Raw genomic sequence first — 14,587 nt, 5'->3', positions numbered from 1 at the left:
AGAAAACCCGAATCTTACCGCAGGTCAATTTTGTCGTAAATCAGAATGAGAATGATTCGCATTAATACAACAAATAGTCGCCGTTGGCGCTGGTCGGATCGATCCCGTGACGCATCACAAAAATAAAAGCTCGTGGCACATCGATGCGCCGCCGTGATGCCGGCCAGTGCACAATAGGTGACTGGCCCAACGAAATACATCCGACGAATCTCGGCTTTCGCCGGCTGTTCGAACAAGCGTGGCTGCCTGTTCGAACACGGCATCGCGCTGCGGCCGTCGCCATAGCATCCTTGACAAACCCGAGGACGCCCTTCCATACTCCGCAGGTCGAAAAAGGCAGGCTTGGTCTGGGTAGGCCCAAGCCCTTCCGCTCAGGAAGTTCTGTTCCGTGCCATGCATGAGATCCCCCGACGATTCCGTCGCAATCGCGTCTGGATTCGTCCGTGGTGCTCGTGAAAACGCCGCTCCGGATGAATCCTCATTGAAGGATCGGAGCCACCGCATGGATACCACGGGCCGTCGCGTCTCACCTCTCACGTCATCGCATGTCCGCATCGGCGGGCTGTTCGTTTCCGTCTTCCTGAATGCCGCAGGCTTCACCCTGATCGATCCGGTCATGCCGTTTCTCGTCAGCCGCTACACGGGCGATGCCGGGGTCGCCCTCGCCGTTGGTCTCATCATGTCGGCCTACTCGCTGTGCGAATGCGTGGCGGCTCCCGTACTCGGCGCGTGGAGCGACCGCTACGGGCGGCGGCCCGTCCTGCTGGCGTCCCTGGTGGGCGCCGCGCTCGGGTATCTCGTCGTCGGGCTCGGCGACTCGTTGCCGACACTGTGGCTCGGGCGAATCCTCGGCGGACTGACGGCGGGCGGCGTCGGAACGATGTGCGCGTATGCGGCCGACGTCACGCCACCGGGCGAGCGCAGCCGGGTGTACGGCTTGCTCGGCGCGGCGGGCGGCCTGGGCTTCATGCTCGGTCCCGTCATCGGCGGCACGGCCACGTCGTGGTCGCCGCGCGCGCCATTGTTTCTCGCGGCCGCACTGGCGTTGACGAACGCGGCGTGGGTGGTCGTCGCGGTGCAGGCAGACCGCGTGATCCCCAGGCCGGCGGCATCGGCCACGCCGCATCCGCCCCGCGTGCACGCGGCGCCCCGGCGCTACGCCGGGCGCTGGCCACGACGCTGCTGTTCTACCTTGCGGGCACCATGCTGCAGGCGAACGTGTCCGTGTTTCTCAAGGACGTCAAACAATTCGACCCGGCGCATATCGGCATGGTGCTGTTCGCGGTCGGCGTCATGGATGTCCTGAGCCAGGGGATCGCCACCCGCCTGCTGCTCCCAAGGATGGGCGAACACGGGCTCGCGCGCGCAGGCCTGGCGCTCAACGCATGCGGCTTCCTGATGATCGCGGCCATTCCGTTCGTGCCGTCCATCGCTTTCCTGTTCGCCGCGATCGCGGTCTTCACGCTTGGCGATGGACTGTTCCAGCCCGCCATGAGCGGCATGATCGCAAACGCTGCCCCCGAACGGGAGCGTGGACAGGTGCAAGGGGCGAACCAGGGCCGGCAAGCCGTCGGACGCGTGCTCGCGCCCCTGTGTGCCGCGTACCTGTACGAGCGCCATCCGGCCGCGCCCTACGTCGCGGGCGCCGTCATCATCGCCGGCGCGTACATGCTGCTCGCGGCGCGCCCGGCGGCGGCCGCCCCGCATGGCGCCGGCGCATGACATCAGAAGCCGCCCGCGCCTCCGCGATTGCCGAAGCCGCCGCCACCTTCGCCCCGCTCGCCCTGGCCGCCGCGGAACATGCCGCGCCCGCCGTTGCGGATGCGGTCGTCGCCCGTCACGCCGCCCCATTGATAGCGCAGGCCGATCTGCACGACGCGCGGCTGGCCGGCGTTCAGCGTGTGCAGGCGCAGCACCTCGTTCTCGACGTCGCTTTCCATATTCCCGGTGTGGAACACGTTGTTCACGTTCAGGTTCAGCGACAGGCGCTGGCTGATGTTGTGGCGCCACGTGAAATTCGTCATCGTGACAGCGCTGTTGATGCCCTGCCCGTTCAACGACGCGCCGTTGCGGTTCACGCTCAGCTGCAGCGCTTCCATGCCCACCTGGTAGGCGAGCCGCAATTTGACGTTTTCCCGGTGGTTCGATTGCACGCCCGTCGCGCCGGACGTGAAATTGGAGATGCGCTGGCGTTGTTCGTTCGCGAGCGTCGCGCCCAGATTCGCGGACAGGCCGGGCAGGAACAGCTGCCGCACGTTGAAATTCAGGTCGACGCCCACCGAGTCGTTGGCGCCGAAGTTGATGGGCGACGTGACGATCACGTTCGGATCGGAAGCCAGCGCATAACTGCGGTTGCCGATCACGGGCGACTCGCGCCGCTTGAACAGCACGAAGCTGCTGTCGACGCCGAAGAGGCGGTCGCGTTACGCCAGCTCGACGAGGTCGTTGTTCACGGGCTGCAGATGCGGATTGCCCTGGCGCGCGCTGACGTCGTTCAGGTAGACGAGGTTCGGGTTCAGGTCGCGCTCGTTCGGCCGCGCGATGCGCCGCGCCGCGCGCAGCTGCAGCATGCCGTCCTTGCCGATGTCGCGGGTCGCGTAAAAGCTCGGCAGCCAGTTCATGTAGTGATACTTGTCGTCCTCGTTCAGCAGCGGCTGGCGCACGTCGAGCGCCGTGTACTCGCCGCGCAGGCCGCCCTGCAGGCTGAGGTTCGTGAACAGCTTGGTGCTCAGGATGCCGTAGAGGGCCGCGTTGCGGTCGTTCGACTCGAAATCGCTGATGCGGCTCGCCACCGGCACGTAGTCGCCGGTCACGGGGTCCTGGGCGAGGTAATCGGTGGGGTTGCTGTTCTTGCTGTCCGCGACCTTGGCCCCGGCCTTCAGGTGCCAGGTGTCCCACAGATTGCGCTCATAGTCGACGGAGATGTCGAGGATGCGGTTGCGCGGGTCGGACGAGCGCCGGCTGTTCGCGATGAACGACGTCGGGCGCAGCCGGTAATCGTAGACGACGTCGGAATCGGGACTGCTGTTCTGGCCCGTGTAGCGCAGGTCGAACTTGAGGTCTTCGCCCGGTGCGCCGCTCTTGTGGTCGTACGACGCGCCGATGCCGAAGTTCTCGGCCGGCGACCGGCTGCGCGAGCGGCTCGTGTAATCGGCCAGCGGCGCCATGTCCGCGGCGTAGCGCTGCGTCGAGGCGGTACCGTCCGTCTCGTTCCTGATCCGCGAATAGCTGGCCGTCGCGCCAGCCTGGTCCCGTTCGCCGACGTTGTACGTGAACGTCGACGACATGTTCAGCGACTTCGAGCGGATCTGCCGGTTGCCCACCGTGTTCTGCGCGTCCCTGACGGCGCCCGTCGCGGGGTCGAGGTCCTGGCGCCGCGACTCGCTGTCGCTGTTGCGCACCCGCTCGGCCACGCCGACGTTGCCGCTGATTGAATACGGGCCCTCCGCATGCTCGCCGTTGAGGAAGGCGTTGCCGCGCCCTTCCGTTCCCTTGTTGGCGCTGAGATTGGCGCGCGAACCGGCCTTGCGGTTGCGCTTGAGGACCAGGTTGATGATCGGGCCGTTGCCGCCCTCGTTGCCGAATTCGGCGCCCGGCACGTTGATCACTTCGACGGATTCGATGGCCTCCGCCGGGAACGCGTTCAACGCGTCGCCGCGGTTCTGACCCTGGAATTGCGCGTCGCGCTTGCCGTTGACCATGATCTGCACGTTCTGGTTGCCGCGCAGCGCCACGTTGCCGTCCTGGTCGACGGTGACGGACGGGACGTTGTTCAAGATATCGGCGGCGGACGCATTGCTGACGCTGATGTCGTTCTTGAGATCGTACACGTCGCGGTCGACCTTGTTGGTCGGACGAGACGCGACCACTTCCACGGTCGCGACGCCGTCGCCGGCCCCGGCGCCTGTCGCCGCCGGGCGGTCCGTGGGAGCAGGCGCGGCCGTCTGCGCGAACAGCGGCTGCGCGGCGAAACAACTCAGGAGTAATGCGGGCAGGACTTTCAGCGCCAGCGCATCGCGGGCGGCGTACGTAGTAAGAATCATCGGTGGAATCGGGTTGTCGTGAATGCCGGGTGCTTCACCGGTATTCCCGCGACACCCCGTTAAAGTTCCAGCTTCTTCACCGTCACCTGCGCACAGGCGCATTCGTCAGCGCCTTCGCCGCGTCGGGATTCTGCATCAGCCCGTTGATGATGCCCTGGGCGTCCTCCAGCCCGGCATTGTATTCGACGTCGCGCATCACGCTCAGCTGGTCCATCGTCCATTCGCTGACGCCGGCGCCGGACGAGACGACGCGCATCTCCGCCTGGATGTCGGCGAGCGTGAGGCCGCGGTCCAGGCGCCGCTGGAATTGCGCGGCCCACGCGGCCGTGGCCGGATCGCGGGTATCGTTCGCCAGCGTGCGCGGATGTGTTCGGCGTGAGGCGCATCGACGAGGTAGCAGTACGCCAGGACCGCGGCCCGCGCCAGCGCCGCCGAATCGCGCGCCGTGCGCCAGGCGGCCAGCACGTCGTCCAGGGCGGCGCGGCTGGGTGCGCCGTCCGCCAGCAGGGACAAGTCGAGCTGCGCCAGCGCGACGGCGCCCGAGCCGGGGTCGCGCCCGCGCGCCCGCGCGAGGCTGGCGCGCGCGGCGTCGAGGTAAGGCCCGCGCGCGCCGGCATCCATCCGGGCGGCCAGTTTCAGGTTGGCCCGCGCCAGCAGCAGGAGCACGTCGGCGCCGGCGTCCGCGCCGCGCGCCACGCGCCCGAGCCAGGGCAGCGCGGCGGCCGGATCGCCCCAGTCGACGCGGGCGCGGCTCAGCGCCAGTTGGGCGGCGTCGACGTTCGGCAACGCGCCGGCCTCCGTGGTCAACGTGCGCAGCAGCCCTTCCCCCTGGGCCCGCGTGGGACAGGCCTTGAGCGTGGCGTCGGCCAGCAGGAAGCCGCCGGACGTCGCGGACATGGTCGTGAAGGCGATCTCCGGCCGCGGGCCCGGCGGCTGCTCCACGCGCATGACCTCGGCCGCGCGCAACCGGTAGCGCCACAGCGCCATCGACGCCTCGCCCGCGTCCAGGCCGAAGACGTCGTGCAGCGCGGCGGCGGGGTCGCCCCCCTTGTGCACGGCGTTCAGGAACGTCCCGAGCCGCTGGCGCCGTTCACCGGCACCGAGAATGTAGTGCGCGAGGATCCACGAGCGCGCCTGGAATTCCATGCCCGCCGCCACGGCGCGCGACCCGGAGAAATTCCCCAGCGGGCGCGGTCCCAGGACGTCGTTGTAGTCGAGGTGGTGGCGATGGCCCTGGTCGAGGTAGGCGAAGTAACGGCCGACGCCGGGCGGCGTACGGCCGATTGCCATCTGCGTGGCGCCGAACCGCACGCCCGCGAAATAATTCGCGAAGCCTTCGATCCAGGCCGACGGACCGCGGACGTCCGTGTGCCGGTACAGGAAGTGGCGCGCGTAGGCTTCGGACACGTACGACAGGCCCTCGTCCAACGGCGCCTTGGCCAGTGTGTCGTCCTCGATGGCTGCCAGCGGCGCCGTGCGCACCAGGAAACCCTGGCCGCCGTCCGCGCAGTCGCGGAACAGCGCGATGCCGTCCGCCGGCCGGTCCGCGCCGACGCGGTCCAGGTCGCGCACATCGTTCAGATAGACCAGGTGCAGTTTCGATTCCGCGCCCGCCGCCCGATAATCGTCGGTGTAGACGCGCAGCAGGTTGTCGAGGCGTTCGAGGTGCTCGACGAGCCGGCCGACGTCCTGGCGCGGCGCGTCGGACAGGACGATCACGTGGGCGCTCTCGGCCCGTATCCACGACGATGTGCCGCGCTGGCCCGTAACGACGATACTCTGCGGACCCGCCTCCTGCGCCACGCAGGCGGCGCCCGCCAGCAAGCAGACGGCGGCGATGGCCGCCGCCGTCCTGTTGAATGGTAACGCCACGATTCCGGACTCGCGGCAAGAATTAACGAAGACGCAATCTTGTCATTCTAGCCCTATCGTCGCGACATGCCTACCGATGCATGCTCAATGCCGCACCTCCGACGGCGGCCGCACCGGCACGGGCTGCCCGGCCTGGCGGCGTGCCCGCACGCGAGCCGGCGTCGGCGCCGGTTGCGCGGGCACGGTCGGCACGACAGCGGTGATTTGCACGTCCTTCAAGTGCCAGCCGGCATCAACGCCGTCGCCCATGGCGAGCTCCGTCCGGCCTTCGATGCGCACGGGCCGGCCGTTGATGCGGGTATGCGCCGAGCGCCATTGCACGAGCGCCTGCGGCACGCCCGGGTCGTACGGCGAGACGCCGTGCAGGGTGGCCCCATCGACGACGAGTTCGCCGAGCCGGGCCGCGCCGTCCGGCCGGAAACCGCCACCCGCGTCGTCCGGCGGCAGTCCGCCGGTACAGGCGCAGGCGCCCGCCAAGGCACCGTCCAGGCCGGCGAACAGCTTGTCGACGTCGCGGCGCAGCGCCAGGTAGCGGCGCGCCTGCACGACGCCGTGCTCCCACAGGGCGATGCGCAGGCCGGGGTCGCGGTCCAGCTTGGAATTCGCCCCCAGCGGCATGCGAGCCGCGGCCTCGACGGCATTGCCGTCCATGACGATGCGGTCGACCTGGACGAGCTTGTCGCGCCGCTGGGCGGCCGCGCTGGCCGGCGCGTCGTCGCCGCCGCGCGCCGTCTCCATGCGGCGGTTGATCGCATCGACGAAGCCCAGTTCCTGGTTCAGCGCGAGATTGCCCGCCAGCGCATTGCGCAAATCCCAGATGTCGCTGCCCGAGAATGCGATGCGGGACAGCGCGTTCGGCCCGCCCGCCTCTGACTTGGCCTGGGTCGGATTGATCTGCACGACCCAGATCTCGTCCGGCTTGCGCTCGTCGTCCGTCACGCCCGACAGAAAGTTACGGATCGGCGGATTCTGCGAGAACAGGCCGTCCCACAAGGTCAGTTGGCGCGGCGCCAAGGTCGATTCGTCGGTGCCGCGCATCTCGTGCGCGCGAAACAGCCAGGGCACGGCGGCCGAGGCCAGCACGGCATCCATCGAAATGCCGCCGTCGCCCGGCGCCCGCTCGGAGCTGAACGCGACGAATTCGCCCTCGTGCAATTCCACGGCACCCAGCAACAGGCGCGGAATCGGCCGCAAGGCCTGGCGCACGCTGTCGGCCAGCTGGCCCAGCGCGTCCGCGTCGAAGCGCAGGGCGGGCGGATGCCAGCCGTCCACCGCCGCGTGCAGCAGCGTGCCCTCGGCGATGCCCAGATTGGCCATGCGCGCGCGCAGGCGGTCCGCGGCGCCGAGCTTGTCCATGATCCGGCTTTCGACGGTCTCGCGCTCGGCGCGGTAACGCCCCTGGCACGGCGCGCCGGGCGGGAACATGGCCGCTTCCAGATCGCTGCGCAGCCACCGTTCGACCTCGAGCGGGATGCTGGCGAACTCGCCCAGCAAGGCGACGAGCGGCCAGTCCACGCCGGGCGCGAGCTGCGCCGGCAGGGAAAAGAAATCGGGACGCATCCATGCGTTGTCCGGCCCGAACAGGCGGGCGACGGCAGGCCAGACGGTCGCGTTCCACCATTCGATGCCGGCCAGCGGCAGCACGTACGGGCTCGACTTGATGTCCCAGCCGCCCATCGATGCCAGGTCGGCCAGGCCGCGGCAGAATTGGTTGACGGACGCCTCGACGACGCCGAGCGCGGAATTGCCCTTCCAAAAGGCGTCCAGCCGGCGTCCGGCCTCGGGCGCGCCGCCCGTGATGAAGCCATACCAGCCGAGCAGCGCGCTGATGGCCCCGCCCGACGTCCCGCTGATGGCGACCAGCGCCTTGCGGTCGGTGCCGAGCTCGTCGTCGGCACGGGCCGGCGGCAGGTTGTCGAATTCTTCCAGCAGGACGGGAAGGACGCCGCCCGTGTAGGCGGCGTGGCTGCCGCCGCCCTGGCAGGCGATTGCGATGTGGTTCGTTGCCATATGACCTCCTTGACGGCCGCGTTGATGCCTCCCGCACCCTTAGGCAGGAGGCGGCCCGGCAGGTTCCCGGCTGGGCCGGCATCGGATCGCATTTGCTTTCTATTGCTTTATTGAAATGCGTCACGAATAATGGCGGCAGGCCCACTCTCGACCGCACCATGAAGCAACCGGAAGACCTCAGCACGATCGAATTGCCGCTGGATGCGGCGCTGGCGAAAAAACGCGGCCGTCCGCCCAAGGACGACAAGATGAGCGACGCGGAGCGGGCCCGCCGCTACCGTGCGCGCCAGAAGATGTTGCCGAAAGGCGCCTGGAACTATGACCAGGTGACGGCGCTCGCCCGCGCGGAAATCGAACGCCTGCTGGGCGGCGCCGCGGCGCGGCCGGCCGGGGAGGCGGAATTGGTGACGCAGTGGGCGTACGGCATGTTCCTGCTGTGGGACCGCGTCACGGCCCAGCGCCAGCAGGCGGCGGACCGCGCGGCGCTGCTCGCGCTCGTCTCCGGCTGATCCACCGGCTAATCGAGTTCCAGCCGGTCGGCGTGGGTGTAGCAGACGAAGTCCTGCCCGCGCGCGAAGGCGAGCAGGGTCATGCCGGCCTGCTCGGCCAGGTCGACCGCCGCCAGGGTCGGCGCCGACATGCCGACCAGCGCCGGCACGCCGGCGACTGCCGCCTTCTGCGCCATCTCGAAACTGACCCGGCTGGTAATCAAGAGGAAGCCGGCGGCGGGGTCGATCCCGCCGCGCGCCATCGCGCCGACCACCTTGTCGAGCGCATTGTGGCGGCCGACGTCCTCGCGCACGATGGCGATGGTCCCGTCCATGCCGCACCAGGCGGCCGCGTGGGCGGCGCCCGTCATGCGGGTGAGTGCCTGTTCGGCGCCGATCGCACCCAGCGCGCGGCGCACGCCGGCCGCGTGAAAACCTTGCGCCGGCGCGAGCGTCGGCAAGGGACGGCAAACCTGGTCGAGGCTGTCGACGCCGCACAGCCCGCACCCCGTGCGCCCGGCCAGGCTGCGGCGCCGCTCCTTGAGCGCCATGAAGGCGCCGCTCGCGATGTCGATCTGGACGGCGATGCCGCCGGCGTCCCGCCCGGCTTCGATCCCGTAGCATTGGGCCGGTCCCGTAATGATCCCTTCGGACAGCGAAAAGCCGAGGGCGAATTCTTCCAGGTGGGTGGGCGTGGCCATCATGACGGCGTGCGAGATGCCGTTGTAGACGAGCGCGATCGGCACCTCGTCGACGAGCATGTCGTCCACCCGCGCGAGCGCGCCCGCGCGCATGCGCAGCACGTGGCGGCTTTGCGCCGGCGGGGGTAAGACGGTGTCGTCCGGACTATCTGGGGCGGTCATCGATTCTAGCCATGCGGAAAAAGCGATGGCCGATCATATCAGACCCTGCAAGCCGCCGGGATTTGCCGGAACCGCGTGTGCGCTGTCGAACAGACACGGCCGCATGCCGGGATCAAGCTAAAAACTATTGAGCCAATACGTCTCTTGAACGACACGGAGTCATGATATGAGCAAGCAAGGCGGCAAGGCCCCCGGCCAGACCGGCGAACCCAATGAACCGCAGATCCCGGCCGGCGGCTGGGGCTCGCTGAAGGAGGTCAGCACGATCCTGCTCAAGGAACGTGTCCCGTTCGAGGGGGCGCAATTGCTGGTGCACCAGAACAAGCCGGACGGTTTCATGTGCGTCAGCTGCTCCTGGGCCAAGCCCGCGCATCCGCACCCGGCCGAGTTCTGCGAGAGCGGCGCCAAGGCGACGGCGTGGGAAGTGACGAGCAAGCAGATCGGCGCGGACTTCTTCAAGCGCCACACCTTGCGCGAGCTGGAGGGCTGGCACGACCACGAACTGGAACAAGCGGGCCGGCTGACCGTCCCCATGCGCTACGACGGCGCCCTCGACCGCTACGTGGAAATCACCTGGGACCGTGCCTTCGCCGAAATCGGTGCCGAGCTGCGCAAGATGGACCCGAAAAGCGTCGTGTTCTACAGCTCCGGCCGGGCCTCGCTGGAGACGTCGTACATGTACCAGTTGCTGGCGCGCATGTATGGCAACAACAATCTGCCGGACAGCTCGAACATGTGCCACGAAAGCACGTCGGTGGCGCTGCCCAAGACCATCGGCGTGCCGATCGGGACCGTCGTGCTGGACGACTTCGACCAGACCGACTGCCTGTTCTTCTTCGGCCAGAACGTGGGCGTGAACAGCCCGCGCATGCTGCACCAGTTGCAGGAGGCGCGCAAGCGCGGCGTGCCCATCGTCACGTTCAATCCGCTGCGCGAGCGGGGCCTCGTCAGCTTCGTCAACCCGCAATCGCCCACCGAAATGCTGAGCGGCCACGAGACGGTGATCAGCACCCAGTACCACCAGGTCAAAGCCGGCGGCGACACGGCCGCGCTGATGGGCCTGTGCAAGGCCGTGCTAGAAGCGGACGACCGCGCCGTCAAGGAAGGCGGTCCGCGCGCGATCGACGCCGCGTTCATCGCCGAGCACTGCCACGGCTTCGACGAATTCGCGGCCGCCGTGCGCGCGTGCGGCTGGGACGAGATCGAGCGCGAAGCGGGCCTGACGCGCGGCCAGATCGAACAGGCGGCCGGCACGTACATCCACGCGAAGACCGTCATCGGCGTGTACGGCATGGGCCTCACGCAGCACCGCAACGGCGTGCAGAACGTGCAGATGCTCGTGAACCTGCTCCTGCTGCGCGGGAATATCGGCAAGCCGGGCGCGGGCATCTGTCCCGTGCGCGGCCACTCGAACGTGCAGGGCCAGCGCACGGTCGGCATCACGGAAAAGCCGGAACTGGCGCCGCTGGACAAACTGAAGGCGTTGTACGGGTTCGAGCCGCCGCGCGACAAGGGCATGAACACGGTCGAGGCCTGCGAGGCGATCCGCGACGGCAAGGTGCAGGCGCTGATCAGCCTTGGCGGCAATCTCGTGCGTGCCGTGCCGGAACACGGCCTGATGGACGCCGCTTGGCGCAAGATCCCTCTCACCGTCCAGATCTCGACCAAGCTGAACCGCAGCCATCTCGTACATGGCCGGACGGCGTACATCCTGCCGTGCCTGGGCCGCATCGAGATCGACCGCCAGGCAAGCGGCGAGCAATCGGTGTCGATGGAGGATTCGACCGGGTGCATGCACGGCTCGCGCGGGCGCGCGGAGCCGGCGGCGGACACGCTGCTGTCGGAACCGGCCATCGTGGCCCGCATCGCCAAGGCGACGCTGGATGCGAATCCGAAAGTCGACTGGGATGCCTGGGTGGCCGACTACGCCAAGGTGCGCGAGGCCATCGCCGCGACGTACCCGGAGATCTTCCACGACTTCGATGCGCGCATGTGGACGCCGGGCGGCTTCCGCAAGCCCGTGGCCGCATCGAAACGCGAGTGGAAGACGCCGACCGGCAAGGCCAATTTCACGGTGCCGGACACCTTGTCGACCGATCCGGACATGCCCGTCCCGGCCGACGCCCTGCGCCTGTTCACGGTACGCAGCGACGGCCAGTTCAATACGACGATCTACAGTCTGGAAGACCGCTTCCGCGGCACGCGCGATCGCATGGTCCTGCTGATGGCCGGCGCCGACATGGCCCGCATGGGCCTCGCCGACGGCGACGTCGTGACGGCCAGCACGGCCGTGGACGACGGCATCGAGCGCAAGGTGGAGGGCTTGACCGTGATGGAATACGGCGTGCCGCAAGGCTGCGTTGCGGGCTATTACCCGGAGTGCAATCCGCTGATCCCGCTGTGGCACTACGCGAAGGAAAGCAAGGTGCCGGCCGCGAAATCGATCGCCATCCGCATCGAACGCACGGGCGGTCCGAAGCGGCCGCTGCACTGATCACATAGCGTTTCGTAAATATTGCTGTCACACGTTGTGATTATTTGATAGATTCCTGCATGCATCACGAGAATCAATCATCGCAACGTGACGACAGCCATGACATCACCCCACAGCCCAACCTTTGCCGACCAGGATTTCGATGCCGCCGCATACTGCTCCACCCGGCAGGCGGCGGCCCTGCTCGGCGTATCGCACCGCACCGTGCAACTGTGGGTGGAAAGCGGCACGCTCGAGGCGTGGAAAACGGCCGGCGGACACCGCCGCATCGCCCTCGCGTCGATCGAACGCCACATCGCGCGCCGCCACCAGGCGATGGTCAACCGGGCGGCGCCGGCCCGCTACAAGGTGTTGCTCGTGGACGACGACGCGGCGATGCTGGCGCTGTACGAGGCGGCGATCTCCGGCCGGGACATGCCGCTCGACGTCGTCCGGGCCGGCAACGGCTTCGAGGCATTGCTCCGCATCGGCGAAACGCGGCCGCACCTGCTCGTGGGCGACCTCAGCATGCCAGGCGTGGACGGCCTGCGCATGATCCGCACGTTGCGCGCGAGTCCGGCGTACCGGGACATGGCCATCGTCGTGATCAGCGGACTCGATCCGGCGACGATCCGGGCGATGGGATTGCCGGAGGACATCCCGGTACTGCCGAAACCGGTCGCGCCGGACGCGCTGCGGGCCGCCGTCGAAGCGGCCCTGCATGGCGAGGCGTACGCGGAGCGGTGACATAAACCCTTGATCTGGCTATAATTTCGGCCTTTCGGGGACGAGAATACCTGCTGCGCGTTGCGCTGGCGCTCGCGACGGTTTTCTCATGCCCTCCTTCGCCAGCCAGGAATTACCGCCATGTCACTGCTCGCCCACCAGCTCGAACTGCTGTCCCCCGCCAAAACCGCCGAGATCGGCCGCGAAGCCATCCTGCACGGCGCCGACGCGGTTTACATCGGCGGCCCCGCGTTCGGCGCGCGCCATAACGCGAGCAATACGCTGGAAGACATCGCGGGCCTCGTCGAATTCGCGCACCGCTACCGCGCGCGCATTTTCGTGACGATGAACACGATCCTGCACGACGCAGAGCTGGAAACGGCCCGCAGCCAGATCCATCAACTGTACGACGCCGGCGTCGACGCGCTGATCGTCCAGGACATGGCGATGCTGGAAATGGACCTGCCGCCGATCCAGCTGCACGCCAGCACGCAGTGCGACATCCGCACGGTCCCGAAGGCGAAATTCCTGTCGCAGGTGGGCTTTTCGCAGTTGGTGCTGGCGCGCGAGCTGACCATCGAACAGATCCGCGCGATCCGCGCCCAGGTCGACACCCCGCTCGAATACTTCGTCCACGGCGCGCTGTGCGTCGCGTTCTCCGGCCAGTGCTATATCTCGCACGCGGACACGGGCCGCAGCGCCAACCGCGGCGACTGCTCGCAGGCATGCCGCCTGCCGTACACGCTGTCGGACGGCCAGGGCCGCGTCGTCGCCTACGAAAAGCACCTGCTGTCGATGAAGGACAACGACCAGAGCCGGAACCTGGAAGCGCTCGTCGACGCCGGCATCCGCTCCTTCAAGATCGAAGGCCGCTACAAGGACATGGGGTACGTGAAGAACATCACGGCCCACTACCGCCTGCTGCTGGACGAGATCCTGGAACGCCGTCCGGAACTGGCGCGCGCGTCGAGCGGCCGGACCGAGATCATGTTCACGCCGGACGTCGACAAGAATTTCCACCGCGGCCACACGGATTATTTTGCCCAGGGCCGCCAGCAGACCATCGGCGCCTTCGACTCGCCGAAGTACGTCGGCGTGGAACTGGGCACGGTCGTGCGCATCGGCGGCGACAATTTCGATCTCCTCACGCACGACGCGATGGCCAACGGCGACGGCTTGAACTACATGCACAAGCGCGACACGGTCGGCATCCAGGCCAATACCGTGCAAAAGCTCGGCGAGGACGCGGACGGCCAGCGCTGGCGCGTGTTTCCGAACGAGGCGGTCGGCACGCTGGCCGGCCTGAAAGTCGGCACCGTCATCCACCGCAACCGCGACCACCAGTGGGAAGCCGCGCTCACGAAGAAATCGTCTGAACGCAAGGTGCGCGCGGACCTGCGCCTGGAAGACGTCGAAGGCGGCCTGCGCCTCACCGTCACGGACGAAGACGGCATCACGACGACGACCGAGGCGGCGCTGGCCCTGCAGCCGGCCCAGCAAGCCGAGCAGGCGGTCGCGGGCCTGCGCGCAAGCCTGGGCAAGCTCGGGAACACGATGTTCGCGGCGGGCACGATCGACGTCGCCCTGTCGCAGCCGTGGTTCGTGCCGGCCAGCGCGATCAACGGCCTGCGCCGCGACGCCGTCGCCGCCCAGGAAGCGGCGCGCCTGGCCGCCTGGCAGCGTCCGCAGCGCGCGCGAGCGGTGGAACCGCCGGCCGCGTATCCGGAGACGCAGCTCAGCTACCTGGCGAACGTCTACAACGACAAGGCGCGGGCGTTCTATCACAAGCATGGCGTGCAACTGATCGCGGCCGCGTACGAGTCGCATGAAGAGCCGGGCGAAGTGTCGCTGATGATCACCAAGCACTGTCTGCGTTTCTCGTTTAACCTGTGTCCGAAACAAGCGAAGGGTGTGCAGGGCGTGCAGGGCCAGGTCCGCGCCGAGCCGATGACCCTCGTCAGCGGCGACGAACGCTACACGCTGAAATTCGACTGCAAGCCGTGCGAGATGCACGTGATCGGCGCGATGAAGCCCGGCATCCTGAATTCGCCGCCGCCGTCCGCCATTCCGTACAGCCCGCTGGTCTTCCACCGCCAGCGTCCGCGCGCCTGA

The 14,587-nt window shown here is 68.0% G+C and carries 10 protein-coding genes and 1 pseudogene; 6 read left to right on the top strand and 5 right to left on the bottom strand.

From position 1 onward, the window contains the following. The first annotated feature begins 481 nt into the window (after positions 1–481). Both BVG12_RS34490 and BVG12_RS34485 read left to right on the top strand, forming a co-directional pair. On the top strand, positions 482–1,306 hold the full coding sequence (locus tag BVG12_RS34490) for an MFS transporter (protein ID WP_169926792.1): 825 nt from the start codon (positions 482–484) through the stop codon (positions 1,304–1,306). Then, a complete protein-coding gene (locus BVG12_RS34485; RefSeq protein ID WP_169926791.1) occupies positions 1,204–1,722 on the top strand; it encodes an MFS transporter in 519 nt (172 codons plus the stop codon). The genes BVG12_RS34490 and BVG12_RS34485 overlap by 103 nt, the downstream gene beginning before the upstream one ends. A 2-nt stretch (positions 1,723–1,724) precedes the next feature. Here the strand turns inward: BVG12_RS34485 and BVG12_RS03775 are convergent. The 4 genes and pseudogenes from BVG12_RS03775 to BVG12_RS03765 form a co-directional block, all read right to left on the bottom strand. Then, positions 1,725–4,043, bottom strand: a pseudogene (locus BVG12_RS03775) (outer membrane beta-barrel protein). Between the two features lie 82 nt (positions 4,044–4,125). After that, a complete protein-coding gene (locus BVG12_RS35490) occupies positions 4,126–4,257 on the bottom strand; it encodes a hypothetical protein (protein WP_267877476.1) in 132 nt (43 codons plus the stop codon). Next, positions 4,245–5,915, bottom strand: a complete 1,671-nt coding sequence (locus BVG12_RS03770) for a hypothetical protein (RefSeq protein WP_075791244.1) — start codon at positions 5,913–5,915, stop codon at positions 4,245–4,247. Before BVG12_RS03770 ends, BVG12_RS35490 begins: the two co-directional genes overlap by 13 nt. A gap of 84 nt (positions 5,916–5,999) precedes the next feature. Next, the gene (locus tag BVG12_RS03765) at positions 6,000–7,925 is read right to left on the bottom strand and encodes a patatin-like phospholipase family protein (protein ID WP_075791243.1); all 1,926 of its coding nucleotides are present in this window, start codon (positions 7,923–7,925) and stop codon (positions 6,000–6,002) included. A gap of 158 nt (positions 7,926–8,083) precedes the next feature. Between BVG12_RS03765 and BVG12_RS03760 the strand changes: the two genes are divergently transcribed. Next, a complete protein-coding gene (locus BVG12_RS03760) occupies positions 8,084–8,434 on the top strand; it encodes a hypothetical protein (protein WP_075791242.1) in 351 nt (116 codons plus the stop codon). An 8-nt stretch (positions 8,435–8,442) separates the two neighbouring features. Here the strand turns inward: BVG12_RS03760 and fdhD are convergent, their stop codons facing one another. Continuing rightward, on the bottom strand, positions 8,443–9,276 hold the full coding sequence (gene fdhD, locus BVG12_RS03755) for a formate dehydrogenase accessory sulfurtransferase FdhD (RefSeq protein WP_075791241.1): 834 nt from the start codon (positions 9,274–9,276) through the stop codon (positions 8,443–8,445). Positions 9,277–9,442: 166 nt separating this feature from the next. Between fdhD and BVG12_RS03750 the strand changes: the two genes are divergently transcribed. From BVG12_RS03750 to BVG12_RS03740, 3 genes are all read left to right on the top strand, one after another. Further along, entirely contained in the window at positions 9,443–11,770 is a 2,328-nt protein-coding gene (locus tag BVG12_RS03750; RefSeq protein WP_083684504.1) for an FdhF/YdeP family oxidoreductase, read from the top strand. 99 nt (positions 11,771–11,869) lie between these two features. Further along, positions 11,870–12,496 (top strand): response regulator, encoded by a 627-nt coding sequence (locus BVG12_RS03745; protein WP_075791240.1) that lies wholly within the window; start codon positions 11,870–11,872, stop codon positions 12,494–12,496. Positions 12,497–12,616: 120 nt separating this feature from the next. After that, positions 12,617–14,587: a peptidase U32 family protein gene (locus tag BVG12_RS03740; protein ID WP_075791239.1), complete on the top strand. Its 1,971-nt coding sequence runs from the start codon at positions 12,617–12,619 to the stop codon at positions 14,585–14,587.

Source organism: Massilia putida (genome assembly GCF_001941825.1).
Lineage (GTDB): Bacteria > Pseudomonadota > Gammaproteobacteria > Burkholderiales > Burkholderiaceae_D > Telluria > Telluria putida.
This window is presented reverse-complemented; position numbering and strand designations above follow the sequence as displayed.

Bases quoted from the DNA above. Each gene is read 5' to 3' on its own strand.
- BVG12_RS34485 (WP_169926791.1), top strand. From the start codon at position 1,204: ATGCTGCAGGCGAACGTGTCCGTGTTTCTCAAGGACGTCAAACAATTC.
- BVG12_RS35490 (WP_267877476.1), bottom strand. From the start codon at position 4,257: ATGGACCAGCTGAGCGTGATGCGCGACGTCGAATACAATGCCGGGCTG.
- BVG12_RS03765 (WP_075791243.1), bottom strand. From the start codon at position 7,925: ATGGCAACGAACCACATCGCAATCGCCTGCCAGGGCGGCGGCAGCCAC.
- BVG12_RS03760 (WP_075791242.1), top strand. From the start codon at position 8,084: ATGAAGCAACCGGAAGACCTCAGCACGATCGAATTGCCGCTGGATGCG.
- fdhD (WP_075791241.1), bottom strand. From the start codon at position 9,276: ATGACCGCCCCAGATAGTCCGGACGACACCGTCTTACCCCCGCCGGCG.
- BVG12_RS03750 (WP_083684504.1), top strand. From the start codon at position 9,443: ATGAGCAAGCAAGGCGGCAAGGCCCCCGGCCAGACCGGCGAACCCAAT.
- BVG12_RS03745 (WP_075791240.1), top strand. From the start codon at position 11,870: ATGACATCACCCCACAGCCCAACCTTTGCCGACCAGGATTTCGATGCC.
- BVG12_RS03740 (WP_075791239.1), top strand. From the start codon at position 12,617: ATGTCACTGCTCGCCCACCAGCTCGAACTGCTGTCCCCCGCCAAAACC.